A 26935-nucleotide genomic window follows, 5' to 3' on the forward strand; every position below is an offset into this window, starting at 1 on the left:
CAGGATCACTCCTGTCCTTCCTCATATTCATCAAGTTTCTCATCCAGTACCGATATGTCGGAAACATAAACGTCCGGAGGACATTCAAGATCATCCAGACATCCAACCCAATAAACGACAAGTCCGGGTCCGAACAGTTGGGTATAGGGGATCAGCTGTTTTCTGGAGTTGTACTTGAACTCGGTGTTGTCCCCGAAGGATGCCTTGCTCTCTACCCAGCAAATCTTGTGACCCTTGTAAACCATGGGGCGGTCCAGAAGGCAGTCGGGGGTCTTGGTGAACTCCACATCGCTGTCCCTGAGGTCGTTCTCCGTACGGTAGGTGACGCCCTGGCCATCAAGCCATTGGTGGGCAAGGTCCTCGCCCCAGATGCCTCTCTCCCTCTGCCTGTCGTTGGCGGCGGGCGAGTATACGATATCGTTCTCTATGGCCTCACGGATCTCATCCGCGACCTCGGGACTCTCCAACGAATCGGGGTCGTTGATGGCCGCCCAGAAGTCCTTCTTGGATGTCCCGTCCTCTAAGAAGATAAACATCGCCGTGAGAATCGGAGGGAATCTGTACTTGTTCGACAGGTCCATGATCGTCTTCCCCTTATGCCACTCTTTGAGCATGCGGGGGGTGTTCTGCTTTACGATGTAGAACCTCTTCTTCACTTCCCTGCTGGTCTTCTGTGTGTAGAGTGTGTCCAGCAGCCTGTCGTCGTACCGGCCTTTATGGGCTTCGATATCGGCGGGTGTCCTCAGGCTGTTGTACAGTTCCTTGTACTCTGCATACTCCACGGTATCACTGTGCGAGGTTTCTGCAGAGGTCTTCCACTGCAGAGATGACGACGTCCTTTACCATGGATGTAGGCGGGCAGTAGGCGTTCTCGGAGCGGACGAGGAAGTCCTCAGCGGTTATTCCGTTGATGACGGCGGACGTCAGCCAATCGATACGGCCGGTCGCTTCCTCTCCTGCGATGATCTGAGCTCCGATGATCCTGTGGGATGTCCTGTCTGCGAGGACCTTGACGATGAGTTCCTTTCCGCCAGGATAGTACCTTGCACGGGTGAGACCCTTCGCCTTTCCTTCTGCGACATCGACACCATACCAAGATGCGAGCCCCTGTGAGAGTCCAGTACCGGCGATCTGCTTCTCGCCGATGAAGCTGACCCATGGGCTGGCGACCGGTCCGAAGAGCTTCTTGTCCTTGCAGACGGCGTTGTTTCCTGCCACGGCTCCCTGCTTGACTGCGGTGGATCCGAGTTGACTCATGGTCGCTCCGTTCATGACGGCAGATTCGCACTGCACCAGATCTCCGGCCACATAGATATCGGGGACGAGTCTGCCCCTCTTATAAGGCTGGAGTGTGGGTGCTACGATCACGGCGTTGAGCTGTCCGATATCGAATCCCAAGGCCTTGGGGATGTCGAGGTTGGCACGGACGCCGGTCGCGAATATCATGACCTCGCAGGGGTACTCCTTGCCATCCGCTGTGACGCTGGTGACTTTGTCCGTACCGTTGACTGCTTGGATGGGGGCTTTCATCACGAATTTGATTCCCATATCCTCGAGGTGCTTCTGGATGTCGTCGGCCATGTCCTTGTCCGCGATACGGGGGATGACTTGATTCATCATCTCGACGACGGTGACGTCCTTCCCCATATCCTTGAATGCCACAGCGAGCTCGAGTCCGATGACGCCTGCTCCTCCGATGACGACATTCTTCGCATCTTTCAGTGCTTTCTGGATGTTCTTTCCGTCCCTGACCGTCCTCACGATGAAGACGTTCTTCAGGTTGGTGCCTTCGATAGGTGGAACGAATACCTTTCCTCCGGTTGCGATCACAAGTGAGTCGTATGCGTATGCTTTTCCGCCTGCTGTGACGGTCTTGGCAGCATCATCCACGGATTCGACAGCAGTCTTTGTGAACACCTTTATCCCGCGCTCCTTCTCGTAGAAGTCGGGGGTGTGCATGACTATGTCGGTCCAATTGCTCTTCCCCTCGATACCCCACGGGATAGCGCAAGGGGAGTATGCGACATCTTCGTCTTCTGTGAAGACCGTGATCTCGCATTCAGGGTCTTTCGCCCTGGCGGTAGAGGCCGCTGTCATTCCTGCGGCTCCTGAACCGATTACAATGATTTTCTTAGCCATTAGGCTCCTCCGTTTTTCCGTAATCTCCGGCTATATAATAACTATTTGAAAGGGGGATTTTTTGTCCACTGATTTCATCGGTTTGACGCTTGATTCAGGTCGAAAAAGGTTATAACATACACGGGCATACTAAGCGCAGGTACCCAGATGAAAGAGAAGAGATCACCGTCGGAGCTAGAAGCCTGTTGGAAAGAGGGCGATATGGCCGGCGGAGAGAAGGTGAGGGCGATGGTCATGATCATGCGCACCAACGGTTGCTGTTGGGTGAAGCATGGGGGTTGCACCATGTGCGGATACAGGGAAGCCTCGCTGATGAATGTCACGCCCGACGATCTCTTGAAGCAGCTGGAGCAGGCCAAGGGCAAATACAAGGACGAGCCGTTCGTCAAGATGTACACCTCGGGAAGCTTCCTAGATGATAACGAGGTGCCCCCGCAGGTCCGCGAGACCATCTTCGATACTTTCAAGGACTGTAAGCGTCTCCTCTTCGAGAGCCGTCCCGAGTTCATCACACCGGATGTTGTCGGCAGTCTTCCGAAGAACATCACAGTTGCCCTGGGATTGGAGAGTTCCGACCCCGAGGTGCTCAGGACATCGGTCCATAAGGGATTCACGCCGGATGACATCAAGCGCGCGGGCGAGCTCCTGAAGGATAACGGTCTGGGGGTCAGGACGTACCTTCTCCTGAAGCCTCCTTTCATGACAGAGAGGATGGCGATCGAGGACTCTGTGAATTCTGCCAGGTTCGCCGATCACTTCTCGGATGAGATATCTGTCAACCCTCTAAACGTTCAGAGGGCGACCTATGTGGAGCGTCTTTGGAAGAGAGGGGAGTTCAGATCCCCATGGATCTGGTCGCTCATCGAGGTCTTCAAACAGCTTCACGGTACCGTCAACGCACGCCTCATGTCCTCACCTTCGGGAGGGGGAGCGATGAGGGGCGTCCATAACTGCGGAGAGTGCGATCAAAGGGCACTCGATGCGATAGAGAAATTCAGTTACTCGCAGGACATCAAGGATTTGAATGTGACCTGCAAATGCATCTCCAAATGGGAGGCGTACATGAGGTCCGAGACCATTCTCGGGTCACCCGCCGACCTTGAAAGGGATTTCGAAAACGAGTTAGTTCTTAGGATGTGAAATGGATGGATTACGACATCAAGAAAGGATGGTTTAAGAACATCGAAGGAGACAAGCTGGCACAGTTGATGGAAGAGACCTTTGGAAACGTCAAGAAGGACGGGGACAAGTTCGTATCATCCTACGGTGTCATGGAGACGATCGAGGTCACAGTGATCAGCAAGGACAAGATGGACATCACAACGAAGAACATCCCCGATGCTAAGAACTGTTCCGACGATGAGATCCTCGACAGCAAGAAGAAGCTCAACGTCTTTGCAGAGAAGGCTACCGGATTCAACGCCAAGGCCCGTATGAAGAGGGCCCAGAAGAAGGCGAAGGACGGAGAGCTGTAAACTTTCACGCCCTCGCTCTCTTATTATTATAGACGCGAGGGCAACTTTATATATAACCTATCTATACGACATTTTGGATTGGACAAAATAGTGTCCGACCAGACGCACCGGGCAATGCGGTTGCATCCCACGTCTGCTTCGTATGCAAATGCTTCTGGAAGCGAATATGGCGTCACGGTCGGAGCATTAAGACGTTCGTCTGATAAATCGCGAGGTTAGCGAAGAGACCCTCGCAGGTATGTGAAAATATGCCACAAAGAAGACGTCCACAGAAAGGATCTAGGGCATTCGGCCCTAGGAAGAGAGCGCAGTCTCAAACACCGAGGCTTGACTCTTGGCCCGAGATCAGCGGAGCCCCTAAAATCCAGGGCTTTGCCGGATACAAGGCAGGAATGACACACGCGTTCGTCGTTGACAAGCGCGGAAAGAGCACCACCTCCGGAATGGAGATTCAGGTGCCCGTGACAGTCGTTGAGATTCCCCCGATGAAGATCGCGGCAGTCAGATTCTACGAGAGCAGCATCGTCGGTCTTAAGACAGCAGGAGAGGTCTGGGCAAAGGACCTCGACCCGCTTCTCGACAGGCGCCTCAACGTACCCAAGAACCACGAGGAAGCGACTTTTGCAAGGTATGACGGACTGGACATCGAGGATGTCCGTGTACTCGCCTACACCCAGCCCAAGATCGTCTCCGGAGTACCCAAAAAGGTACCCGACCTCATGGAGCTCAGGATCGGAGGAGGAACCATCGATGAGAGGGTAGCATACGCAAAGCAGATACTCGGTACCGAGGTCAACTTCACTGACTTCGCCCCTGAGGGAGCACTTGTCGATGTCATCGCAGTGACCAAGGGTAAGGGATTCCAGGGAGTTACCAAGAGGTGGGGAGTCAAGCTCCTGTCTCACAGGAACAGCAAGCACCGCCGCGGAATCGGTAACCTCGGTCCTAAGAGACCCGGATACGTCAGATCGACAGTTCCCGGATCCGGACAGATGGGATACCACCAGAGAACCGAGTTCAACAAGAAAGTCGTCAAGGTCGGTACCGACGGCGCAGAGGTAACCCCCAAGGGAGGATTCCTCAACTACGGAGAGGTTAGGAACAACTACATCCTCGTTCACGGCTCCGTACCCGGACCCACCAAGAGGCTCATCAGATTCAGAGATGCAACCAGGCTTCCCAAGAAGGCCGAGACCGAGGCATTGGATGTTACCTATGTCTCCGTCGAATCAAAGCAGGGGGCATGAGTAAATGGCAACCACAAATGTTTATGGAGTAAACGGTGGAGTCGCTGGAACCGTCGAGGTCCCCGAAGCGTTCGCTACCCCCTACAGGCCTGACATCATCAAGAAAGCGGTCCTGGCTGCAGCAGCAAACGGCAGACAGCCCTACGGACCCGGAGCAAGGTCTGGAATGAGGCACGCGGTCAGTTTCCGCGGAAAGGGAACCGGATCTGCACGTAACCAGAGGATCCACGGACTCGGAAAGGCCGGAGAGTCACCCAACAACGTATCTGGAAGGAGGGCACACCCGCCACTCCCCGAGAGGATTTGGGCTCAGAAGGTCAACAAGAAAGAAGCAAAGATAGCACGCGCATCCGCACTCGCAGCAACAGGCTGTGCGGACTGTGTCAAGGCACGCGGCCACCAGTTCGACGACAACGTGTCCTTCCCCATCGTCATCGAGGATTCACTCAACGACGTCAAGGAGACATCCGCAGTCATCGACCTCTTCGAGAAGATCGGAATCGGCTACGACCTCGACCGTGCAAAGGAAGGACGCAAGATCCGTGCAGGAAGGGGAACAATGAGGAACAGAAAGTACCGCACCCCCGTCTCCGTATTGGTCGTCGTCGCTGACGACGAGAGGAACGCACCCATCTTCAAGAGCGCAGCGAACATCCCCGGAGTAACCGTTGAGGAAGTCAAGACACTCAATACCAGCATCCTTGCACCCGGAGGAGACGCAGGAAGGCTCACTGTCTACACCAAGGCAGCCATCGACGCTATCGGAGGTTGGACACAATGAAGCAGAGTGATGTTCTCATCAGGCCGTTCGTCACTGAGAAGTCGACGAACCACATGACCGGAACCCCTACACAGGACTTCAAGGACGGAAACAAGATCGAGTTCATCGTCAACAGGAATGCTGACAAGCAGATGATCAAGACCGTCTTCGAAGAGCGTTTCGAAGTCAAAGTAGACAAAGTCTGGACAAGAATCCAGAAGGACGGAAAGCACGCCATCATCAAGCTCGCAGACGGATACTCTGCAGAGGATGTTGGTATGAGAGTCGGAGTCTTCTGAGGTGAGTGATTATGGGAAAAAGATTGATACCAATGAGAAGGGGTCGCGGAACCTCTTTGTACCGCTCACCCAGCCACAGGCACGTTGACGACGTCAGGCTCCCCGCATTCAGCGAGGGAACCGCGGTCATCAAGGACCTGATTCAGGCACCCGGAAGGACATGCCCTCTCGCTGTCCTCGATGTGAACGGAAAGACTGACTACCAGCTGGCGGTCGAGGGAACCAAGGTCGGACAGACAATCGTCATCGGCGGAACCCAGGTCGCAGCAGGAAACATCACAGCACTCGCGAACATCCCTGAGGGAACCCCCGTGCACAACGTCGAGGCAAGGCCCGGCGACGGTGGAAAGTTCGTGAAGACCGCCGGATCCTCCGGAACAGTCGTTTCGAGGGGAGACAAGGTCATGGTCCTCATGCCCTCTGGAGCCATCAAAGAGTTCAGCCCCAACTGCCGTGCCGCAATCGGTATCGTAGCTGGTGGCGGAAGGGGAGACAAGCCCCTTGCGAAAGCAGGTAAGAACGTTCTGACACTCAGGTCCAGGTCCAAGGCACCCTTCAAGACGAAGGGAGTCGCAATGAACCCTGTCGACCACCCCCACGGAGGAGGTAGCCACGCCCACGTCGGAGGACCCAACTGTCAGAAGAGAACAGCATCGCCTGGTCAGAAGGTAGGATTCCTGCCTCCTAAGAAGAAAATAAGGATGTGATTGCAATGGGAAAGAAGATTATTGCAGGATCGGCAAAAGCCTCGAGGAGGAAGTCCAGGAAGAAGGCATCGGCAATCCAGGCACGCAGGAAGAAGGAGTTCCTGTTCCGCGGATTCACGATGGAAGAGCTTCTCGCAATGCCTTTCGATGAGGTTCTCGGACTTCTGCCCGCTAGGGCCAGAAGGACATACCTCCGCGGCCTCAACTACGAGCAGCAGCTTCTGTTCGACAACCTGAAGGATGCAACCGCACCCGTCAGGACACACCGCAGGGATTTGCCTATCATACCCCAGTTCGTGGGAAAGACCGTCAGTGTATACAACGGTCGTGAGTTCAAAGACGTAGAGATCAAGCCCGAGATGATCGGTTGTTTCATCGGAGAGTTCGTCCAGACAAGGAAACTTCCAGTGCACTCCGGACCCGGAGTCGGTGCAACCAGGTCGTCCAAGTTCATGCCGTTGAAGTGAGGTGTCAGATATGGTAAATTCAGGATATACTGCAGTAGCTGACCCCGACACGACCGCAAAGGCACTCGGAAGGGAGATGCCCGTCTCCCCCAAGTTCGCCCGCGAGGTCGCCGGAATGATACGCGGAATGAAGGTCGAGACCGCACAGCAGGCTCTCGAGGAAGTGATCGAGAAGAAGAGGCCCGTTCCCCTTAAGAGATACAATAAGAGAGTATCTCACAAGGCAGGAGTCGGACCCGGAAGATACCCCGTGAAGGCGGCAAAGGCAATCCTCGGAGTGCTCGACAGCGCAGCAGCGAACGCCGAGTACAAGGGATTGGACGTCTCCAACATGGCCATCGCGACGATATCCGTCTCCAGAGGACGCGTCATCCCCGGACACATGCCCAGGGCACACGGACGTGCAACCGAGTGGAACCAGGATACCATCAACGTGGAAGTCATCATCCAGGAGGTTGAGTGAAATGGCAGCAGAGAGAAAGATCGTTGCCGAGCACGTACGCAGGGTCCTGCTCAAGGAGTACCTCATGAAAGAGGTAAGCCGCGCAGGATTCGGAGGACTCGACGTCCAGAGGACACCCATGGGAACCCGTGTAATCCTCACGACAGAGAGGCCCGGGCTCGTCATCGGAAGGCGCGGTCAGACCATCAAGAATCTGACCCAGGTAATTGAGGAGCAGTTCGGCTTCGACAACCCTCAGATCGAGGTCCAGGAAGTCGAGAACGCAAGCCTCAACGCACAGATAATGGCTGAGAAGCTGGCCTTCTCCCTTGAGAGGGGATGGCACTTCCGCAGAGCAGGACACTCCACGGTCCGCAGGATCATGGATGCCGGAGCTCGCGGATGCTACATCATCGTGGCAGGAAAGCTCTCCGGTCAGAGGCACAGAACCGAGAAGTTCAAAGAGGGTAACATCAAGTTCTGCGGAGACACCAAGGCCCAGTTCATCGAGCACGGCTATGCCGTTGCAAAGCTGAAGATGGGAGTCATCGGAGTCACCGTCGAGATCATGGTGAAGGACGCGAAGATGCCCGCTGACATCACAGTCTTGAACAAGACTGAGGCAGCAGCGGTCCTTCCCGACCTCTTCGCCGCACCCAAGGTCGAGGCCCCTGTCGAGGCCGAGACGACCGAGGAGGTGCAGTGATATGGCAGCCCTTAAAACAGCAGACATCAGGAACATGTCCGTCGAGGAGCGCAACCAGAAACTGAAGGAGCTCCGCGACGAACTGATGCACGAGAGGGGAGTCTCCGCTATGGGAGGTGCACCCTCGAGTCCAGGAGCCATCAAGGCTCTCAGGCTCAACATCGCTCGCATCCTGACCGTCCAGAAGGAGGAGGAAAAGATCTGATGGCTGAGATTTGCTCAGTATGTGGATTGCCTAAGGAGCTGTGCATGTGCGAGGAGATCGCACGTGAGCAGCAGACTGTAAGGATCTCGGTCGACAGCCGCAGGTACGGAAAGATGGTCACAGTCATCGACGGGATCGATGAGAATGACATCGACATCGCGGACCTGGCAAAACAGCTGAAGAACAAATGCGCCGCCGGCGGAACATACAAGGACGGACGCATCGAACTCCAGGGGGATCACAAGAAAAGGGTGAAAGCCGTCCTGGAGGAAATGGGATTCCGCACAGAGGTAAGATGAGAGATAATATCTTCATGAGGACTGAATTCATCGGTCTGGACGTGGAAGTGCTGTCTACACCATACTCGGGAATAACCGGTAAGGTGGTCGACGAGACCAAAAACACGTTTACCATCGATTCGGCCGGAACTGAGAGAATGGTACCCAAGCCAGGCAATGAGTTCAGATTCACGTATGAAGGCAAAACAATCGACATCATCGGATCAAGGATAGTTTACCGACCAGAGGACAGAATCAAAAAGGTTAGGTGAATAATATGACAGCAAAAATCAAGGACATCGGAATCGACGTCGTCCCTCCAACTTCGGAGTGCAATGACCCCAACTGCCCCTTCCATGGGACACTTTCGGTCAGGGGACAGACGATCGACGGAGTAGTTGCCACGGTCAGGATGAACAAGACCGTAGTCGTAGAGCGCAACTACATGAGATACATGCACAAGTACGAGAGATACGAGAAGAAGTCCAGCAGGTACGTTGCACACGCAGCACCCTGCCTCGGACTGAAGGTCGGCGACAGGGTCACCATCGCGGAATGCAGGCCCCTGGCGAAGACAGTGTCTTTCGCAGTCATCGAGAAGAAGGAGTGATTCAAATGAAGGGAATTGCCGGAAACCAGACAAGAGGACTTCAGAACGGATCCCAGCTCGATGTCATCGACAACACGGGAGCAAAGGTAATCGAGATCATCACGGTCCCCGGTTACCACGGAACAGCAAGGAGGGTCCCCAGCGCAGGCGTCGGGGATCTCGTAATCGCATCGGTTAAGAAGGGAACACCTGCCATGAGGAGACAGATCGTATTCGCGGTCATCGTCCGTCAGAGGCGCCCCATCAGGAGACCCGATGGAACCATGGTCTTCTTCGAGGACAACGCGGCCGTCATCACGACCGACACCGGAGAAGTCAAGGGAACAGACATCAAAGGCCCTGTAGCGAGAGAGGCAGCCGAGAGGTGGCCCCGTGTGTCCGCTACCGCGAGCACTATCATCTGAGGTGTGAGAAATGGTAAGCAGCAAAGCAAGGACACAGAGGAAAGCACAGGCCAACGCGACCGCACACGTCAAGAGGAAGATGCTCTCCGCACACCTCAGCGACGACCTCCGTGAGAAATACGGAAGGCGCGCAGCAAGGGTTTGCAAGGGAGACACCGTCGTCGTCGTTCGCGGAAACGAGGATATCAGGAACATCGAGGGTAAGGTCGTCAACGTCTACACCAAGACCGGACGCGTCGCAATCGAAGGCGTCACGATCAAGCAGGCAGACGGAACCGAGACCGAGCGCCCCATCCACGCATCCAACCTGGTGATCACAAAGCTGAACACCGAGGACGCATGGAGGATGGATTCACTGTCTAAGAAGGAGGCTAAAGAATGAGCGACCACATGAAGAGATTGGCAGCGCCCAGGTCATGGCCCCTGAAGAGGAAGGCAAGCGTCTTCATCACGAAGCAGAACGCAGGAGCACACTCCGTCGAGGACTCCATGGCAGCTGTCGTCGTACTCAGGGACATGATCGAAGCATGTGACACCGCCAGAGAAGCTAAGAGGATCATCGGAAACCGCGAGTTGTTCGTGAACGGCAAGGCCGTCAAGGACCCCAAGGCACCGATCGGATTCATGGACGCGGTTTCCATCCCCAAGATGGACCTTTACTACCGCATGTTCATCACCAACAAGGGAAAGCTCACACTCGTCCCCATCTCCAAGGATGAGGCAGCGTGGGGTCTCTACAAGATCCAGGACAAGACCGTCGTCAAGGACGGAAAATTCCAGCTTAACCTCAGCGGTGGAAGGAACATCGTATTGGATAAGAACGACTACAAGTGCAACGACACCCTGAAGGTGGAGTACGAGGGACAGAAGGTCCTCGAGTGCTACCCCTTCGCAGCTGGAAGCACCGTCCTGATCAAGGAAGGAGCACAGTCCGGTAAGATCAAGACCGTCAAAGAGGTCCAGATCATCCGCGGATCCGCACCCAACGTCGTTGTATTCTCCGACGACACCCAGACAATCCTGGACAACTGCTTCATCATCGGAGCAGACAAGCCCGCGATCACACTGGAGGCATCCGAATGAGCACAATGAGAGATCTCCACGTGGAGAAAGTTGTTGTGAACATCGGAGTCGGAGAGGCAGGAGAGAGGCTCGCAAAGGCAGAGAAGGTCCTCGAGATGGTGACCAAGCAGAAGCCCGTCGAGACACTCTCCAAGACCGTCAACAGGGACCTCGGAATCCGTGAGGGAATGCCTCTCGGATGCAAGGTCACCCTCAGGGGCGACGCAGCCGTTGACTTCGTCAAGCAGGCTCTCTCCATCAGAGAGATGCGTGTACCCGAGTACTCCTTCGACAAGGAGGGCAACATGTCCTTCGGTATCTCCGATTACACTGACTTCGAGGGTATGAAATACGACCCCGAGATCGGAATCTTCGGAATGGATATCAGCGTCGTCCTCAGGAGACCCGGAAACAGGATCACCCAGAGGGCCCTCCTCAAGAGGAGGATCCCCAAGTCCCACCGCGTTGGACGCGATGAGGCGATCCAGTACATGAAAGACAACTTCCAGATTGAGGTGGTCCAGTGAAAGAGAACACACAGAAACCCAAGAAACAGTTCGGAAGATCCATTGGATGCACCCGCTGCGGACGCCGCAGAGGAATCATCAGGAGATACGGAATGCATCTGTGCCGCCAGTGCTTCAGGGACATGGCCCCAGAGCTTGGTTTCAAGAAGTATTCGTGAGGTGTCATAAATGCAGAGCGATCCACTTAATGACGCAATGTGCGTAATAAAGAACGCATCCGTCAACGGAAAGTCTGACTGTACAATCGAGCCGTCCTCCAAGCTCATCGGCCGTGTGCTGAAGGTTATGCAGGACGCAGGTTACATCAGTCAGTTCGAATACGTTGAGGATGGAAAGGCAGGCAAATTCCACGTCATGCTCGATGGAGCGATCAATGACTGTGGTGTAATCAAACCCAGGTACTCCGTCAAGGTCACCGATGTCGAGAAGGTCGAGGCAAGGTTCTTGCCCGCCCAGGACTTCGGACTCCTGATCATGACGACCACCGCAGGTGTGATCACCCAGGAGCGCGCTAAAGAGCTCGGAATCGGCGGAAAACTGTTAGCCTATGTGTATTGAGGAATATAGATGACAATAGCAGGGAAAATCGAAAGCACCATCGCTATCCCCGGTGGGGTATCCGTCACATACGACGCAGGTACCATGAAGGTCAAAGGACCTAAGGGAGAATTAAGCAGAAACTTCGCGTACCCTAACATAAGTATTGCCGTCGGAGAGGGAGAAGTCAGCGTCAGCTGCGAGTATCCGAGAGTCAAGGACAAGGCCATGGTTGGAACCTTTGTCGCTCACATCAAGAACATGATTGTGGGTGTCACAGAGGGATTCAAGTATGACCTCAAGATCGTTTTCTCTCACTTCCCGATGAAAGTTGCAGTGAAAGGCGACCGCGTTGAGATCAACAACTACATGGGAGGCCACGCACCCCGTTACGCAAACATCGTAAAGGGATGCACCGTCAAGATCTCCGGCCAGGATGTCACCGTAGAGGGAATCGACATCGAGGCCTGCGGTCAGACTGCAGCCAACATGGAGAAGGCAACACAGAGGAGAGGCTTCGATAAGAGGGTCTTCGAGGACGGTATCTACATCGTCGGCAAATCACACAAGGTGAGACAATGACCGTGAAAGATTTCAAGGATCTCCGTGGAATGACGGACGGCAACATCGAGGAGCTCAAGACCATCGGAATCAACACCGTGGACGAGCTCAAGGCAGCGGTCAACGACGATGTGAAGGTCAAGGAGGTCATCAAGACCCTGTCCGGAGTCGGACCCAAGACCGTCGCAAACTGGAAGGCAGCATTCGATGGAGAGGCTCCCGCAAAGGCAGAGCCCGCCAAGAAGGAACCCGCCAAGAAGGAACCCGTCAAGGAAGAGGAGCCCGAGACAGCAGTCGTCGAGGCAACCGAGACCGAGTACGTGGTCAAGAAGAAGGCCGAGATCGATGACGAGACCGCAGATGCACTCGCAAAGAGGGCACTGATCTCCGGAAGGAGGCCCGCATTCAAGAGGCAGGAATGGTTCAGATACGCAAAGTTCAAGGACTCGACCTGGAGGAAGCCCAAGGGAATCCACTCCAAGATGAAGAGGAGGCTCAAGAGGCGCGGACCCATCGTGGACATCGGTTTCCGTGGACCCGCATCCGTCAGGGGACTTCACCCGACTGGATTCGAAGAGGTTCTCGTCTACAACGTAGACAACCTTGACAAGATCGATCCCAAGAAGCAGGCGATCCGTATCGGCGGAACCGTCGGAACGAAGAAGAGAATGGCAATCGAGGACAGGGCCGACGAGCTCGGAATCAGGATCCTCAACAGGATGGTGTGAGCATGTCCGATCTGAAGAACCAGAGAAGAATGGCCGCAGAAATCCTGAAGTGCGGTGAGAACAGGGTCTGGATGAACCCGGACAAACTCGAGGAGATCGAGGACTGCATCACCCGCGCAGACGTCCGCACAGCTATCGCATCCGGTCTGATCAAGGCCAAGCCCAAGAATGGAACATCCAAGGGAAGGATAAGATACGTGCAGGGACAGAAGGCCAGCGGAAAGAGGAAGGGACCCGGATCCAGGAAGGGAACGGCGAACGCCCGTGTCCGCGACAAGGAGCGCTGGATGGCGACCATCAGGCCCATCCGTGACGAGCTGAAGACCCTCAGGGCTGACGGCAAGATCACACCCTCCGTGTACAGGCTCTACTACAGGAAGGCCAAGGGAGGAATGTTCAAGTCCCGCAGGCACCTTAAGCAGCACATGATTGCTGCTGGACACCTCAAGGAGGAGATCTGATGGCAACAGGACCTAGATACAAAGTTGCGTTCCGCAGAAGAAGGGAACTCCGTACCGACTACTACACCCGTAAGAAGCTCCTCACAGCGAGAGAGACCAGGGCCGTCGTAAGGAGGTCCAACAAGAACATCACCATCCAGTTCGCGGATTTCGCGATGGAGGGTGACAAGATCATCGCTTCCGCATCCACAAAGGAGCTGAAGGCAATGGGATGGGAGTACTCCTGTTCATCCATTCCTGCAGCATACCTCGTCGGATACCTCGCAGGTAAGAGAGCGGTGAAAGAAGGCATCGAGTACGCAGTGCTCGACATAGGCATGCAGCACGTCCAGCACGGCGGAGTCCTCTTCGCCACAGTTGCCGGAATGACCGATGCCGGACTCGAAGTACCCCACAGCGACGACGTTCTCCCCGAGGAGGACAGGCTGAAGGGAAAGCACATTGATGACGGAATCGAGGCTGCAATCGACAGCATCAAACAGAAGATGGAGGCTGATTAAAATGACTGACTGGGTTCCTAAAACAAGACTCGGACAGATGGTTCTCAACGGCGAGATCACCACAATGAGCGACGCCCTGGCGACCAAACTGCCTCTCCGTGAGCCCGAGATCGTGGACATTCTGCTCCCCGACCTGCAGGACGAAGTCATCGACCTGAACATGGTTCAGAGGATGACCGACTCCGGTAGGAGGGTCAGGTTCGCCGTTACCTGTATCGTCGGTAACGGTGACGGTTTCATCGGCTACGGAAGGGCCAAGGGAAAAGAGGTCGGACCTTCCATCAAGAAGGCTATCGACAATGCTAAGCTGAACATAATCGAGATCAAGAGGGGCTGCGGTTCCTGGCAGTGCGGTTGCGGAAACCCCCACAGCCTGCCTTTCGAGGTCACTGGATCCACCGGATCCGTCACCGTGACCCTGAAGCCCGCACCCCGCGGAGTGTCTCTCGCAGTAGGAGACGTCGCGAAGAGTCTGCTGACCCTCGCCGGTGTCCACGATGCATGGGGATTCGCCAGAGGCAACACGAAGACAAAGGTCAACTACGCGATGGCGACCTTTGAGGCTCTCAAGATGACATCCCGCATGAGGGTCACCGACGAGCAGGCGAAGTCGCTGAACATCGTTTCCGGACCTACTGGAATCAAGTTCGCCGAGACCGATATCGACGCAGAGGAGGAATGAAGATGACATACTGTGTTATCCGTGTCCGCGGTCAGCCCGATGTCAACTACAACATCGAGTACACCATGGGCCTCCTCGGCCTGAACAAGGTCAACAACTGTGCCGTCATCCCCGAGAACCCCTCCACAAAGGGAATGCTGCAGGTAATCAAGGATTACTGCACATGGGGAGAGATCGACGAGTCCACACTCGCCGCACTTATCCGTGCACGCGGAAAGGTCGTAGGCGACGAAGCCATCACCGACGAGTACCTCAAAGAGCACTCCGAGTTCGCTTCAGTCTACGAGTTCGCCAAGGCGATCATTGAGAACAACTACAAGATGAGGGATGTTGAGGGCGTCAAGCCCATCTTCCGTCTCCACCCTCCCGTCAAGGGATACGAGGGCAACAAGCGCTCGTTCAAGAACGGTGGAGCCCTTGGATACAGGGGAGAGAAGATCAACGAGCTCGTCAACAGGATGATCTGAGGTGTGAGAAATGCCAAGCAGAACCAAGAAATTCAGGGGATACAGGACACACGGACGTGGAAAGAAGTCCGGACGTGGAGCAGGTATCATCGGTGGACACGGTATGGCCGGATACGGCAAGACCGGGAAGATCGGTATGCTGAAGGAGGACAGGAACTACTTCGGGCGCCACGGTTTCAAGAGACCTCAGTGCACTGTCGAGGCGAACCGCACGATCAACGTCGGCGAACTGTCGGAGAAGATCGAGACCTTCGTCAGCATGGGATTCGCTTCCAAGGAGGGAGACGCCTACAAGCTCGACCTCACGGAAGCCGGCATCGATAAGCTGCTCGGAAACGGAAACATCGATTTCGCAGTCAATGTGACCGTAGATTCCGTATCCGAGAAGGCCCGCGAGAAGATCGAGGCAGCAGGCGGATCGATCGCTGAGTGAGGATATCGGGAAGGTAGAAAGAGATGGAAGAGACACAAAGTCTGCTCTATAAGATAAAACCGATTTCGGACAGGCTGCCCTCCGTCAAGAGGCCTGAAGGCCACGTGCACTTCAGGACGAAGATGATGTGGGTAGTGGTGATACTGGTCATCTACTTCGTAATGACCAACGTTTACCTATACGGGCTGGACCGCGAGTCCATGCTCGACATGTTCGCACAGTACAGGACTATCATGGCAGGAGCTTCCGGATCGCTACTGCAGCTCGGTATCGGACCGATCGTCACAGCTTCGATCATCATGCAGCTGTTCGTCGGTGCAAAAATCATCAAACTGGACCTCACGAAGCGCGATGACAAGGCTTGTTATCAGTCTGTCCTCAAGCTGCTGGTAATCGTGATGATCATCTTCGAGGCCATCCCGCAGGTCGCGGGATACCTCTCCCCCTCTGACGGACTCACGTCCGCCATTGGAGGACTCGGAGGAAGGCTCATCCTGATTCTCCAGCTGTTCGTGGGTTCGTATATCATCTTCATGATGGATGAGGTGGTGTCCAAGTGGGGTATCGGAAGCGGTATTTCGCTGTTCATCGCCGCAGGAGTCGCACAGCAGTTGTTCACAGGTACATTCAACTGGGAGACTGTCTCCATGGGAACAATGGATGTTCCCGCAGGAACCATCCCCAGAGCGTTGTATTATGCGTTCACGCTGTCCCCGGACGAGATGTCCTCATGGGGTTACGAGAGCCTCTTCTTGGGTGCTCCGAACCCGGTCATCGCGTTGGTAGGAACATTGCTGATCTTCTTCGTGGTCGCGTATCTCGAGTCCACACGTATCGAGTTGCCGTTATCGCACGGTAACGCGAGAGGTGCCCGCGGACGCTATCCGATCAAGCTGCTCTACGCAAGCAACATTCCCGTCATTCTGATGTCGGCATTGCTCGCTATCGTGAGCATGGTTGCATTGCTGCTCTATAGCAACAGCTTCCTCAGCGGAATCCCGTTCCTAGGACACAACGGAGCGATCGGTTACTTCGAGGATGGTTCGACCACTGCCGCGGCAGGATTGGCATGGTATCTGTCAGCACCGACAGGTCTGTCAAGTTGGCTGATGCCTATTGTTGATCCTTCGACTTATGGAGACGGTATACACGGACCGTTGCAGCACATAGCCCACGTTCTGGTGTACTTCACCGTGATGGTCATGGGTTCAATCCTGTTCGCTAAGTTCTGGGTGGAGACGACAAACCTCGGTCCCGAGGCAGTCGCGAAGCAGATCCAGAAGAGCGGTATGCAGATGCCCGGATTCCGTCGCGACCCGCGTGTACTGAAGCGTGTGCTCGAGAGGTATATCCCGACCATCACGATAATGTCCGGAGCAATAGTCGGGGCCCTTGCAGCCTTCGCCGATATGATCGGAACTACAGGAAATGCAAGCGGAACCGGAGTGCTTCTGACTGTCGGTATCATCATCCACTTCTACGAGGCCATGGGCCGCGAGCAGATGATGGAGATGAACCCCATGATGAGGGGATTCTTCGGCGGAGAGTGATTGAATGGCTAACCCAGGCAGTCCCGGAAACGTACAGCCACCTGCGATGAACAACTCATCAATGTCGAGGATGCTCATCACAATGCTGGTAGTCATGGCAGTGTCCATGATCACCGTGCAGTTCAGGATGGAAATCGGGGGCGCACTGGATTATGTGTTCAGGATTCTGGCGTTCACAGACAGCACGGGTACTCCCCAGTACCCGATGATCTCTATCATGCTTGTCTGTACGATCGCCATCCTGATCACCACCGTCATAAGGAGCCTCATGCAGGACCCTCTTGAGATGGCTAGGAACCAGCAGGTCCAGAGCGATTTCAACAGGGAACTCCGTCAGGCCAGGATAGAGAACAATCTCTTCAAGATGAAGAAGCTCGAAGAGATGCAGCCTCAGATGATGGAAGCATCGATGAAGCAGAGCACCGACATGATGAAGGTGCTCCCTGTCACCATGGTGATCTTCATCCCGATTATCGCTTGGGCATGGTACTTCGTCAACACCGGAACGGTCGACGACCCCGGTGCGTACTTCAGTCCCACGAACAGGCCGATCATTGAGCTCCCTTGGTGCGGGAACGTTGACCTCACGGGTTCAGTGTTCCTCGGTATGCCTCTTTGGCTGATCCTCTACATGATGGTAACATTGCCTATCGGACAGGTCGAGAACAGACTGATCAGACTCTATCTCCTCAAGAAGGAGCTTAAGAGGATGGATGCAGAAGTTCACAGAGCTGAGATCGAATGATAATAACCATAAGCGGTCCTCCCGGATCCGGGAAGACGACCGCCTGCAGCAAACTGTCGGAAAGACTCGGACTCGAAGCAGTTGTCTTCGGAAAGATCTTCCGCCAGCTTGCTGCAGAAAAAAACCTTTCTTTGGGTGAGCTCGGCGATTTGGCCGAGAAGGACCCTTCTATTGACAGTATGATAGACGGAAGGATTCTGGAGATTGCCAGGAACAACCCGGACATCATACTAGAATCAAGATTATCCGCATACATGTGTGTGCGCAACGGGATTCCCGCTTTCAAAGTGTACATCGATGCCAGCCCCGAGGTCCGTATGAGCCGGATCGGGGTGCGCGAGGGCGAAACGGTCGAAGAGGCCTGCGCCAAGACATTGGACAGGCAGAGGTCCGAGGCGAAGCGCTATAAGATGTACTATGACATCGATATCGAGGACAGGAGCGTCTACGACCTGATCATCAACACGGACGACTTGGATCCGGACCAGGTTGTGGAAATGATCATCGAAGGCGTGAAGGGATTGAATTGATCGTCAAGGATCCGAATGCGATACCCGATAAGTGGGGGAAGAAACCCTCAGATCGTTCTGTAGGGGAGTTGCTGAAAGGCGGCGTGATAATCCTTGATAAGCCTTCAGGACCCACCTCCCATCAGGCCACAGCCTGGGTCAGGGATGCGCTCAAAGCGGATAAGGTGGGACACGGAGGTACGCTCGACCCATACGTCAGCGGGGTGCTGCCGGTTACGTTGGGAAAGGCCACTCGTCTTACGGACATCGTCCTTTCCTCCGACAAGGAATACATCTGTCTGATGAGACTTCACGGCGACCGTCCGGAGGACAGGATAAGGAAGGTCTTCTCCGAATTCGTGGGGAAGATCTATCAGCTGCCGCCTGTAAGGTCATCCATCAAACGCCAGCTGAGGATACGCACCATCAAGGAGCTGGAGATCCTGGACATCAAAGGAAGGGATGTCCTGTTCAGGATGGAATGCGATGCAGGCACCTACGCCAGGACTCTCTGTGTGGATATCGGAGACGTACTAGGATGCGGAGCGAACATGGTCGAGCTCAGACGTACCCGTTCAGGCAAGATGACGGAGGCCCGCGCCCACACGCTTCACGACATCAAAGATGCATATGTATTCTGGCAGCAGAACGGCCGTGAGGATTGGCTGAGGAGCATGATAATGCCCATGGAGGTATTAGTCGAACCACTGCCCAAAGTCGTCGTCAAGGCCACGGCAGTGGATGCCGTATGCCACGGCGCCGATCTGAACATCCAGGGTATCCATATGCTCGATGAGGACATTCGCAAGAATGCCCTCGTCGCTATGATGACAGCAAGAGGGGAGCTCATAGCTATCGGTAAGATGGCGATGTCGACCTCCAAGATCATGGCGACCTCGCAGGGAAAAGCCGTGGACACCGAGAGGGTGTTCATGGACGAGGGACATTATCCCAAGATGTGGAAGTACTCCACGGACCTTGAGGAACTGAAGACCGAACCCGAGTTCCTTTACTGAGATCTTTTCTTCCGAATCAGGGCCACGCCCCAATAATTACTATATCTGACGGATGCGATTCAGAGGTCGATCGTCATGTCGTTTTTCGATAAGAGGACACAGGTCTACGGCCCGGAGACATTCGTCGTCGGGGAGTTCGATCCCACCGCGGACGGCTTGTACCGTAACGTGTACCCTGTCGAGCTGACGGTCAAACCAAACCATGTGCTGTATGTCAGCGTCAAGGCTGACAACCCCGTTGATATCGTCATAGCGAAAGAGGATGGGTCAGCGGTCCAGCACAAGGATAAGCAGAAGGAAATCGTGATGGGGCCGTTCCCCACGGAGAAGCACAGGAGCATGGGTGTGATCCTCGGTGTGTTCCGCGGCGATAAGTCCACAGTGACACTCGAAGCGTGGATGGAGAGGAAATGAAGATCACGAAGACAGAGGAGAAGAAGGTCACCTTCGACGGAGATGTCAAGAGGATAAACCTCCTCCGTAAGAACGACACGATAGTAGGGCTTCTGTTCCTGGGATTGCTAGCAGTATCATTCATTGCCTTCCTGGTGCTGGCCGGGACAGAGGAATTCACAGTTTATACCGCATTGCCGGTCATGGCCCTGCCGTTCTTCGTCATCGGAGTGATATTCTATGTCGTGAACCGCAGGTTCATAGCCGCTGGAGTGATCCTGGTATTGTCCCTCATCGCGTACCTCATAATGCCTGACAGCGTCCTGTTCATACTGTACCTGTTGGTATGTGCAGAGGGTGTGGCGATGGTAGTCGAGATCTTCCAGAGGCTGATCTTCTATGAGATCCTATCAAGGATAGAACAGGTCAATGTGAAGGAGAAGATGGACATCATCGACAAGATAATCGTATTCTTCTTCAACATCCCTGTCGATCTGGACACCCGTAATCTGAAGATAGAGGCCGATCTTTCCAGGAACAAGCTGCCGGTGAATGACATGATCTCCTGCATGATCATCTCCGTGCTCTTCTGCATGTTCCTGTGGATCTATGTGGTCCTCAATCCTCTGGTCACCTGGGATACCAAGGGCGTTCCGATCTACACCTTCACCATCATCCTGTACATCTCTGCTGCAGTCATGCCTTGGACGGTATTCAGCACCGTGAACGCCAGGATCGAGAGCGACTATCGTTCGTTCAAGCTGTACGACGGTTTCATGGAGACCTTCAAGAGGATGTTCCTGCCGGCATTTGCCGCGGTCGTGTTCCTGATCTTTGCATTGTATACAGGGCCGGAGAATCTGTTCTATATACTGATGTCCCTGGTCATGATCATAGTCATGACCATCTTCACATCTGCGATGTATTTCACCAGCAATGAGCTGGGCATGGTGAATGACATCCTTGACAAATGGGGAGAATTCCATCCCACGGAGATCTACTCCGGATTCGATTCTGTCCGCAGGAAATCATCTTACAACGATGATATCCCCGGTACACCCAGAAGGAGTCCCTCGGAGTGCTTCGCTGTCGATCTCAAATCTCGGGTCCGTTGAACTTCTGATTGAGACGGCCGGGTGAAGCCAGAGAGTTGATGATTGGTAGGAATACCTGACCGGATGACATTCCTGGGGTCTTGTTGAGACCTATGAGTTCGGGCTCATGGTAGTTGGTGATGATGACCTGATATCTCTGGACGTCCTTCTCGATCTCGACCACGGGAACCTCAAGTGCCTTGAGAATGTCCAGCGTTGTGTCGGCCATCGATTGGATCTGCTCCGGTGTGATGTCGTCGCTGAGCCTTATGAAGAATGTGTGTTCCAGCGTCTGTGCGTTGAAAAGGTATTCGACCTCGGAGGCCTGAAGGATCTCCTTGAAGAGCTTCCCTTTTTCATCATCAGGGGTCAGTTCAAGCATTCCTTTCTTCCATGTTTCGGGAATATCGATGTAAATCGCTTCTTTTCCGAGGATCTTCCACATGATTGGTGGATGATTGAGGAGGTATAAGGCTCAATCGTTTTCACGGTACTTGAAGTGATATTCATAACTATTATCGATCGGTCTGAGGAAACAAAGCCTGATCCACCATTTTATCGGGGGCAGTTCCGTCATGGGCGGTATGTAATACGACCTGACGGAAGGGATCATGAGTATGAGGATGGAGATCGCAGAGAAGAGGATAATCTCTTCAAAGGACAGGAGGTTTATGAAATCATCCCCAAGGTACTGATAGGTGAGGTTTGCCAGGACCATGAAGACTATGGATCTTATCGACGCTCTCCACGCATACCTGTCGGCGGATGGCAATCCGAACATCGTCTTGATCAGTAGGACTGAGGATATTATGGACATCGCGATCATCGTAAGGATTTGTACCTCTTCTGCCAGGTCCAATTCTGTATAGGGATCAATGATGAATGTCGCTATGGAGAAGACAATGAGATTACGCAGGATTGCGAAAGCTATGAACACCTCCACGACGAGCAGGATCGGTGGCATGCCGATCGCTTCCCTGAGTTTTCTCATCACACCCATGTTGGCGATATCAATATCTATGTATAGAAAAATTAACCGACTCATGGGCATTCCTGGCGCGGATAGGTTTTTGAACTGTGTTCTTCACCGCAGCGACAGGGATGTGGTTTTGAGCTTTGTGGTTACGATCATCGCAGTTATCGGGGTTCCTGGACTCATCGTATGGGAGTTAGCTTCGATATATTTGGAATATGAAGTTGTCCCTCATAGCATTGTCGAATTCTACATCTACACCCTTTTCATGAGTATCCTGATAGCTTTCTTTTCATTCTGGCTGGTGTTTGCGCTTCACCGCCATCATGAACGAGATGTCGAGTGGGAAGCATCCTTGACGGAGTACGCTGAGGGGCAGGGTAAGAACACCATCGCGATGGAGGCCCTCACCAAGGAGATGGACAGGATCGTGAATCCTAGAGTCTTCTGGATAGCCCTCGTTTTGTTCGTGATAATAGTCATTTCCAATCTTCTCCAGGGAATCTTCTACCTCTTCATGTCAGATGAGCTAGTTTTCATACTGGAGAGTTTTACCATTGCTTATGTGGCTTTATCAATGAGTCTGATAGACCTTTATGTTTTGGACAGGATACAAAAGATAGACTCCATACAGAGCAGATTCACTCAGTCCTTCTCGGATTCCATGGTCAACGAGGTTCCCGTTATCGGTACTATGAACGAGAGGAAGAAGCAGCATCTGTGGCCCCATGCATTACTGATGGCAGTCACCCTCGGTTTGTACGGATTATTCTTCATTATCTGGGTAGCCCACACGATGAACGATCACATTAAGAAACAGTGGACCTATGAGCGTGAAGTTGTGGAATGGATGATGGCAAAGGATAATGTGGATTCCATAGATGTAAGCATCACTCCCAGGAAACTGAATCTTCTTGAGAAAATCTACCGTTTCGTATAACTATCAACATACGCCTAGCAGGTATGTTTCTGAGGAAAATTATCTAAATACCTGACGGTCTCGGCATTAGGCATCCTCTAAGGAACACGCGCGTTATTTTATAAAGAATCACGAGATAACCCGCATTCATGCCAGAGGAATTCACCGTTACCCCATGGGAGGTCAAGGGCGAGATCGACTACGATCTTCTGATGCAGAAGTTCGGTACCAGCCCCATAGACGACGCTCTCCTGGATAGGCTGTCCGGTTATGGAGATCTGCACCCGATGCTCAAACGCGGCATCTTCTACACCCACAGGGACATGCTCTGGCTGCTCAACGAGTACGACAAGGGGAACAGGTTCACCATCTACACCGGAAGGGGACCATCCGGGAACACCCATCTCGGACACCTTATGCCCTGGATGTTCAATAAATGGATGCAGGATACATTCGGTGTCAACATGATCTTCCAGATGACGAACGATGAGAAGTTCCTGTTCAAGGACCTCACTCTGGAAGACACAACATCTATGGCCTACCAGAACGCACTCGACTTCATAGCGTTGGGATTCGATCCCAAGAAGACCAAGATCATAGTCAACACGAAGAACATAGACAAGCTGTACCCTGTGGCGCTGAGCGTGGCAAAGAAAATCACGTTCTCTACTGCGAAGGCGGTCTTCGGTTTTGACAATTCAACGAATATCGGTTCGATATTCTTCACAGCGATGCAGTCTGCACCCGCATTCCTGCCGTCGGTGGATGCCGGCAAACAGGTGCCTGTGGTCATCCCCTGCGGAATCGATCAGGACCCGCACTTCAGGGTCTGCAGGGACGTAGCTCCGGGATTGGGATTCCCCAAACCCTCCCTCATATGCTGCAAGATGATGCCGGGCCTTTCCGGAGGGGACAAGATGTCCTCATCCGACGAGAACGCCACCATTTACACCACCGACACCCCCAAGCAGGTGAAGAAGAAGGTCGGAAGGGCGTTCACCGGCGGTTGCGTCAGCGTAGAGGAGCAGAGGGAGAAGGGAGGCAATCCCGAGGTCTGCGCTGTCTTCAAGTACAATTATTTCATGTTCGAGCACAGCGACGAGGAGCTCAACGAGCTCGCTCGCAAGTGCCGCAACGGAGAGATCCTCTGCGGGGAGTGCAAGATGTGCCTCACGCAGAAGATCAACGTCTTCCTCGAGGAACATCAGGACAAGAGGGAGAAGGCGAAGGATGTCATCGCCGATATGGCGTACGATGGTTTCGAATGGTGATCTCATGGTCGACGCAGAGATTCTGGAAGGATTGAGCTATAACGAGAAGAAGCTGCTGCTTGCACTTAATGCATGCAATGGTGTCGCCTCTCCGGCGGACCTTATAACCGGCGGACAGTTCGCTCTGGAAGTGGAGATCATGAATGCGGCCTCATGGCTTGAGTCCAAGGGGCTGGCGAAGATCAATGAGGAATCTGAGAAGTTCATCATACTCACTGACGAATCCATAATCAAGTCAGGTCTGCCCGAGAGGGTCGCTATCAAAGCTATTGATGCGGCCGGCGGGAAGATAGACATGGATGCCTTGGCCGCCCAGATGACAGGCGGAATGGATAAGGTAGCAGTAGGATGGCTGAAGAGGAAGGCCTTAGCCGACATAGTTACCGAAGGGGATGTGAAATATCTCGTCCTCACCGACAAGGGAAAGGAAGCATTGGGCATCGAGATGCCTGAGGAAGCACTCCTCGCAAAGCTCTCTCAGAACCCCGTATCCGAGGAGGATGCGGACAAGAATGCGGTCAAGGATCTGAAGGGAAGGAAGGGGATAATCGGTGAGAAGGTTGTCACCACCAGGACACTTGCCCTTACGGATCTTGGAAAGGAGTACGCAGGTTCAGGCCTCGAGCTCAAACCTCAGATAACGGAGATCACTGACCGTCTCATCCAATCGGGAGAATGGAAGAATGCCGAGTTCAGGAAATATGATATCCAGACCTTCGCACCCTCGATCGTACCGGCTAAGAAGCACCCGCTGTCCAGACTCGGAGCGCAGATCAGGAGGATGTTCACCGACATGGGATTCACCGAGATGTCATCCGAATACGTCCAGCCCTCATTCTGGAATCTGGATGTGCTCTTCACGCCTCAGGACCACCCTGCAAGGGACCTTCAGGACACATTCTATCTTTCCAATCCTAAATCCATCCACATCGATGATGAGGAACTGGTCGAGAAGATCAGGAACATCCACGAGAACGGAGGGGACACGGGTTCCACCGGATGGGGAGGAAAATGGTCCAGGGAGATGGCTGAATCGGCTCTCCTGAGGACTCATAGCACATGCTCGAGCATCAGGTACATCGCAGCTCATCCGGATGCTCCGCAGAAGGCATTCTCCATCTCCAGGATATTCAGGAACGAATCCATCGATTCGACACACCTTCCTGAATTCACTCAAATCGAAGGTATCGTCATCGATGAGAATGCGGATTTCGACATGCTCATCTCCTTGATCAAGGAGTTCTACGACAAGATGGGATTCGATCAGGTTCGCATCCGTCCCGCTTACTTCCCCTATACCGAGCCTTCGCTCGAGATAGAGGTATTCTTCAACGGGAAATGGATGGAGCTCGGGGGAGCAGGTATGTTCAGGCCCGAGGTATTGGCGCCTTTCGGAGTCAAGACACCCGTTCTTGCATGGGGATTCGGATTCGAGAGACTGGCCATGCTCAAATGGGACATCAGGGACATCAGGGATCTGTACATCTCAGACCTGGATTCCTTGAAGAAGAACACTGTTTTCTGATTCGGCCCTTTCTTTCAGGGCGAGGAGGGAAGCCCTCCTCTTCATATTCCTTGTGAATGAAACCGCCGCATCGATCAGGATGCTGGCGGCACAGTATTCCCTCATACATATCTGAGCAGTCGCTTCATACATCAGCAGCTCATCGAGACGGAAGACGCAGCCTTCCGATATCATGCGCTCCTTGGTCCTTTCCAGACATTCTATCGTATCTTCGAAATGACTCGTCTCCAAAAGGCACATCCCAAGCACGAGTCCGGTGTCAACATCTCCGTTGTAATGGTATCTGGCCAACGTCAGTGCCTCTTCGGATTGGCTTCTCTTGAGAAGCAGTTCGCATCTCAGACCTCTTCCTTTCGGAGGATCTATATGCAGAAGCTTTGCAGAAAGGTTGTCTGCCATCTGCAAGTCGTCAACCTCCAAGGCGATCCTGGTCGCAGTCTCGATGATGTCCGAACGTTCGGATCTCAAGGCCAGAGCTCCTAGCGAATTAGACAGATCTTGATCGGGGTTGTCCATGAGCATATACTTTTGGTTCCTGGCGATTCTCATTGCCTCTCTGTCCCTGAACGAACTCACCAGATGATGGAGCCTTTCCTTGATGTCAGCATCGTGGTCCATGCACCAATCGGCCGCTTTGCTATGCCATCTTCTGATCTCTATAGGGGAGGCCTCGGTGATGATGATCTTCCTGATGCTGTCCTTCATTACCGCATAGCTTTGCCTGATGATCGGAACAAGCGGAGATTCCAAAGGCACATCTTCTTTTCTGACTTTTACACGCAGTACTGCCATGCACCCGAGGTCGTCCATCCTGTCCCCTGTTATTCGTCTGATGTCCTCCAATCTGTACCTGTCTATGCCCTTCACGAGGTCCTCTACATCCGTTCCGCTCTCTTTCAGTTCTTTCACTCTGGCCTTGAACAGGTTCTTCCCGCATTCGCTGAGAAGATATATCTTCCTCTTAGCGGATCTGTTTGAATCCTTGATCGAGGAGAGGCCAACGATGATCTCGTTGTTCTCTTCCATCCTTCTCAGGATGATGTTGGAATGGCCGCGGGATACCCCTATGCCCATGGCTATCCCATCTTGGGTTATCTCGAAAGGTGCATCGAATTCGATATCGGATCTGATGTAATTGTATCTGAAAAGGTGTGCAGATATCCTGTCGTGGTTGGTTATTTCCTTCATTGACCCGAATGCATTATCGTAGGTTATAATCTGTCCTCGACATTCTAAGGTTTTT

General features: G+C 53.6%; 38 protein-coding genes and 1 pseudogene. 34 read left to right on the top strand and 5 right to left on the bottom strand.

Translation table 11 applies throughout. The features are described from left to right. Nucleotides 1-5: 5 nt before the first annotated feature. The gene (locus tag E7Z62_04530; protein ID MBE6522377.1) at nucleotides 6-782 is read right to left on the bottom strand and encodes a hypothetical protein; all 777 of its coding nucleotides are present in this window, start codon (nucleotides 780-782) and stop codon (nucleotides 6-8) included. A 4-nt stretch (nucleotides 783-786) separates the two neighbouring features. Further along, the gene (locus tag E7Z62_04535; protein MBE6522378.1) at nucleotides 787-2139 is read right to left on the bottom strand and encodes an NAD(P)H-nitrite reductase; all 1353 of its coding nucleotides are present in this window, start codon (nucleotides 2137-2139) and stop codon (nucleotides 787-789) included. 147 nt (nucleotides 2140-2286) lie between these two features. Between E7Z62_04535 and E7Z62_04540 the strand changes: the two genes are divergently transcribed. From E7Z62_04540 to E7Z62_04690, 31 genes and pseudogenes are all read left to right on the top strand, one after another. After that, nucleotides 2287-3279 carry a TIGR01210 family radical SAM protein gene (locus tag E7Z62_04540; GenBank protein MBE6522379.1) on the top strand — a complete coding sequence of 331 codons (993 nt, stop codon included), beginning with the start codon at nucleotides 2287-2289 and terminating at the stop codon, nucleotides 3277-3279. 5 nt (nucleotides 3280-3284) lie between these two features. Beyond that, nucleotides 3285-3614: a hypothetical protein gene (locus tag E7Z62_04545; protein MBE6522380.1), complete on the top strand. Its 330-nt coding sequence runs from the start codon at nucleotides 3285-3287 to the stop codon at nucleotides 3612-3614. A gap of 248 nt (nucleotides 3615-3862) precedes the next feature. After that, nucleotides 3863-4861: a 50S ribosomal protein L3 gene (locus E7Z62_04550; GenBank protein ID MBE6522381.1), complete on the top strand. Its 999-nt coding sequence runs from the start codon at nucleotides 3863-3865 to the stop codon at nucleotides 4859-4861. Nucleotides 4862-4865: 4 nt separating this feature from the next. Next, the gene (locus E7Z62_04555; protein MBE6522382.1) at nucleotides 4866-5642 is read left to right on the top strand and encodes a 50S ribosomal protein L4; all 777 of its coding nucleotides are present in this window, start codon (nucleotides 4866-4868) and stop codon (nucleotides 5640-5642) included. Continuing rightward, a complete protein-coding gene (gene rplW, locus E7Z62_04560; GenBank protein ID MBE6522383.1) occupies nucleotides 5639-5920 on the top strand; it encodes a 50S ribosomal protein L23 in 282 nt (93 codons plus the stop codon). Before E7Z62_04555 ends, rplW begins: the two co-directional genes overlap by 4 nt. 11 nt (nucleotides 5921-5931) lie before the next feature. Then, on the top strand, nucleotides 5932-6627 hold the full coding sequence (locus E7Z62_04565) for a 50S ribosomal protein L2 (GenBank protein ID MBE6522384.1): 696 nt from the start codon (nucleotides 5932-5934) through the stop codon (nucleotides 6625-6627). A 5-nt stretch (nucleotides 6628-6632) separates the two neighbouring features. After that, a complete protein-coding gene (locus E7Z62_04570) occupies nucleotides 6633-7094 on the top strand; it encodes a 30S ribosomal protein S19 (protein MBE6522385.1) in 462 nt (153 codons plus the stop codon). 10 nt (nucleotides 7095-7104) lie between these two features. Continuing rightward, the gene (locus tag E7Z62_04575) at nucleotides 7105-7557 is read left to right on the top strand and encodes a 50S ribosomal protein L22 (protein MBE6522386.1); all 453 of its coding nucleotides are present in this window, start codon (nucleotides 7105-7107) and stop codon (nucleotides 7555-7557) included. 1 nt (nucleotide 7558) lies between these two features. Continuing rightward, on the top strand, nucleotides 7559-8242 hold the full coding sequence (locus E7Z62_04580; GenBank protein MBE6522387.1) for a 30S ribosomal protein S3: 684 nt from the start codon (nucleotides 7559-7561) through the stop codon (nucleotides 8240-8242). A gap of 1 nt (nucleotide 8243) precedes the next feature. Continuing rightward, nucleotides 8244-8447: a 50S ribosomal protein L29 gene (gene rpmC / locus E7Z62_04585; protein ID MBE6522388.1), complete on the top strand. Its 204-nt coding sequence runs from the start codon at nucleotides 8244-8246 to the stop codon at nucleotides 8445-8447. Next, entirely contained in the window at nucleotides 8447-8746 is a 300-nt protein-coding gene (yciH, locus tag E7Z62_04590) for a stress response translation initiation inhibitor YciH (GenBank protein ID MBE6522389.1), read from the top strand. The genes rpmC and yciH overlap by 1 nt, the downstream gene beginning before the upstream one ends. Continuing rightward, entirely contained in the window at nucleotides 8743-8997 is a 255-nt protein-coding gene (locus E7Z62_04595; GenBank protein MBE6522390.1) for a ribonuclease P protein subunit, read from the top strand. The genes yciH and E7Z62_04595 overlap by 4 nt, the downstream gene beginning before the upstream one ends. Before the next feature lie 5 nt (nucleotides 8998-9002). Next, nucleotides 9003-9335 carry a 30S ribosomal protein S17 gene (locus E7Z62_04600; protein MBE6522391.1) on the top strand — a complete coding sequence of 111 codons (333 nt, stop codon included), beginning with the start codon at nucleotides 9003-9005 and terminating at the stop codon, nucleotides 9333-9335. A 5-nt stretch (nucleotides 9336-9340) separates the two neighbouring features. Beyond that, nucleotides 9341-9739 carry a 50S ribosomal protein L14 gene (locus tag E7Z62_04605; GenBank protein MBE6522392.1) on the top strand — a complete coding sequence of 133 codons (399 nt, stop codon included), beginning with the start codon at nucleotides 9341-9343 and terminating at the stop codon, nucleotides 9737-9739. A gap of 10 nt (nucleotides 9740-9749) precedes the next feature. Continuing rightward, on the top strand, nucleotides 9750-10121 hold the full coding sequence (locus tag E7Z62_04610) for a 50S ribosomal protein L24 (GenBank protein ID MBE6522393.1): 372 nt from the start codon (nucleotides 9750-9752) through the stop codon (nucleotides 10119-10121). After that, the gene (locus E7Z62_04615) at nucleotides 10118-10822 is read left to right on the top strand and encodes a 30S ribosomal protein S4e (protein ID MBE6522394.1); all 705 of its coding nucleotides are present in this window, start codon (nucleotides 10118-10120) and stop codon (nucleotides 10820-10822) included. Before E7Z62_04610 ends, E7Z62_04615 begins: the two co-directional genes overlap by 4 nt. After that, complete coding sequence (locus E7Z62_04620; GenBank protein MBE6522395.1) at nucleotides 10819-11328, top strand: 50S ribosomal protein L5; 510 nt, start codon at nucleotides 10819-10821, stop codon at nucleotides 11326-11328. Before E7Z62_04615 ends, E7Z62_04620 begins: the two co-directional genes overlap by 4 nt. After that, nucleotides 11325-11486: a 30S ribosomal protein S14 gene (locus E7Z62_04625; protein ID MBE6522396.1), complete on the top strand. Its 162-nt coding sequence runs from the start codon at nucleotides 11325-11327 to the stop codon at nucleotides 11484-11486. Before E7Z62_04620 ends, E7Z62_04625 begins: the two co-directional genes overlap by 4 nt. A 10-nt stretch (nucleotides 11487-11496) precedes the next feature. Further along, the gene (locus tag E7Z62_04630; protein MBE6522397.1) at nucleotides 11497-11886 is read left to right on the top strand and encodes a 30S ribosomal protein S8; all 390 of its coding nucleotides are present in this window, start codon (nucleotides 11497-11499) and stop codon (nucleotides 11884-11886) included. Nucleotides 11887-11895: 9 nt separating this feature from the next. Further along, complete coding sequence (locus E7Z62_04635; GenBank protein ID MBE6522398.1) at nucleotides 11896-12447, top strand: 50S ribosomal protein L6; 552 nt, start codon at nucleotides 11896-11898, stop codon at nucleotides 12445-12447. Beyond that, the gene (locus E7Z62_04640; GenBank protein MBE6522399.1) at nucleotides 12444-13154 is read left to right on the top strand and encodes a 50S ribosomal protein L32e; all 711 of its coding nucleotides are present in this window, start codon (nucleotides 12444-12446) and stop codon (nucleotides 13152-13154) included. The genes E7Z62_04635 and E7Z62_04640 overlap by 4 nt, the downstream gene beginning before the upstream one ends. Nucleotides 13155-13156: 2 nt before the next feature. Continuing rightward, the gene (locus E7Z62_04645) at nucleotides 13157-13615 is read left to right on the top strand and encodes a 50S ribosomal protein L19e (protein MBE6522400.1); all 459 of its coding nucleotides are present in this window, start codon (nucleotides 13157-13159) and stop codon (nucleotides 13613-13615) included. Beyond that, a complete protein-coding gene (locus E7Z62_04650) occupies nucleotides 13615-14115 on the top strand; it encodes a 50S ribosomal protein L18 (GenBank protein ID MBE6522401.1) in 501 nt (166 codons plus the stop codon). Before E7Z62_04645 ends, E7Z62_04650 begins: the two co-directional genes overlap by 1 nt. 1 nt (nucleotide 14116) lies before the next feature. After that, a complete protein-coding gene (locus E7Z62_04655; GenBank protein ID MBE6522402.1) occupies nucleotides 14117-14797 on the top strand; it encodes a 30S ribosomal protein S5 in 681 nt (226 codons plus the stop codon). Continuing rightward, entirely contained in the window at nucleotides 14794-15264 is a 471-nt protein-coding gene (locus E7Z62_04660; GenBank protein ID MBE6522403.1) for a 50S ribosomal protein L30, read from the top strand. The genes E7Z62_04655 and E7Z62_04660 overlap by 4 nt, the downstream gene beginning before the upstream one ends. A 10-nt stretch (nucleotides 15265-15274) precedes the next feature. Continuing rightward, nucleotides 15275-15697 (top strand): 50S ribosomal protein L15, encoded by a 423-nt coding sequence (locus E7Z62_04665; protein MBE6522404.1) that lies wholly within the window; start codon nucleotides 15275-15277, stop codon nucleotides 15695-15697. A gap of 23 nt (nucleotides 15698-15720) precedes the next feature. After that, nucleotides 15721-17247 (top strand): preprotein translocase subunit SecY, encoded by a 1527-nt coding sequence (gene secY, locus E7Z62_04670; protein MBE6522405.1) that lies wholly within the window; start codon nucleotides 15721-15723, stop codon nucleotides 17245-17247. 4 nt (nucleotides 17248-17251) lie between these two features. Beyond that, the gene (locus E7Z62_04675; protein ID MBE6522406.1) at nucleotides 17252-17992 is read left to right on the top strand and encodes a DUF106 domain-containing protein; all 741 of its coding nucleotides are present in this window, start codon (nucleotides 17252-17254) and stop codon (nucleotides 17990-17992) included. Next, nucleotides 17989-19517, top strand: a pseudogene (locus E7Z62_04680) (RNA-guided pseudouridylation complex pseudouridine synthase subunit Cbf5). Before E7Z62_04675 ends, E7Z62_04680 begins: the two are co-directional and overlap by 4 nt. A 75-nt stretch (nucleotides 19518-19592) precedes the next feature. Further along, nucleotides 19593-19931, top strand: a complete 339-nt coding sequence (locus tag E7Z62_04685) for a hypothetical protein (GenBank protein ID MBE6522407.1) — start codon at nucleotides 19593-19595, stop codon at nucleotides 19929-19931. After that, nucleotides 19928-21025: a hypothetical protein gene (locus E7Z62_04690; protein ID MBE6522408.1), complete on the top strand. Its 1098-nt coding sequence runs from the start codon at nucleotides 19928-19930 to the stop codon at nucleotides 21023-21025. Before E7Z62_04685 ends, E7Z62_04690 begins: the two co-directional genes overlap by 4 nt. Here the strand turns inward: E7Z62_04690 and E7Z62_04695 are convergent. Then, complete coding sequence (locus tag E7Z62_04695) at nucleotides 21006-21449, bottom strand: hypothetical protein (GenBank protein MBE6522409.1); 444 nt, start codon at nucleotides 21447-21449, stop codon at nucleotides 21006-21008. The two genes, E7Z62_04690 and E7Z62_04695, sit on opposite strands and share 20 nt — an antisense overlap. A gap of 30 nt (nucleotides 21450-21479) precedes the next feature. After that, the gene (locus tag E7Z62_04700; GenBank protein ID MBE6522410.1) at nucleotides 21480-22004 is read right to left on the bottom strand and encodes a hypothetical protein; all 525 of its coding nucleotides are present in this window, start codon (nucleotides 22002-22004) and stop codon (nucleotides 21480-21482) included. Between the two features lie 43 nt (nucleotides 22005-22047). Here E7Z62_04700 and E7Z62_04705 point away from each other — a divergent pair, with 43 nt between their 5' ends. From E7Z62_04705 to E7Z62_04715, 3 genes are all read left to right on the top strand, one after another. Beyond that, complete coding sequence (locus E7Z62_04705) at nucleotides 22048-22917, top strand: hypothetical protein (GenBank protein MBE6522411.1); 870 nt, start codon at nucleotides 22048-22050, stop codon at nucleotides 22915-22917. 128 nt (nucleotides 22918-23045) lie between these two features. After that, nucleotides 23046-24167, top strand: coding sequence for a tryptophan--tRNA ligase (locus E7Z62_04710; protein ID MBE6522412.1), 1122 nt, complete (start codon nucleotides 23046-23048; stop codon nucleotides 24165-24167). Between the two features lie 4 nt (nucleotides 24168-24171). Then, the gene (locus tag E7Z62_04715; protein ID MBE6522413.1) at nucleotides 24172-25692 is read left to right on the top strand and encodes a phenylalanine--tRNA ligase subunit alpha; all 1521 of its coding nucleotides are present in this window, start codon (nucleotides 24172-24174) and stop codon (nucleotides 25690-25692) included. Here the strand turns inward: E7Z62_04715 and E7Z62_04720 are convergent. Continuing rightward, nucleotides 25654-26880 (bottom strand): hypothetical protein, encoded by a 1227-nt coding sequence (locus tag E7Z62_04720; GenBank protein MBE6522414.1) that lies wholly within the window; start codon nucleotides 26878-26880, stop codon nucleotides 25654-25656. The two genes, E7Z62_04715 and E7Z62_04720, sit on opposite strands and share 39 nt — an antisense overlap. Nucleotides 26881-26935: the final 55 nt, after the last annotated feature.

Source organism: Thermoplasmata archaeon, assembly GCA_015063285.1.
In the GTDB taxonomy this organism is placed as follows: Archaea; Thermoplasmatota; Thermoplasmata; order Methanomassiliicoccales; family Methanomethylophilaceae; genus Methanoprimaticola.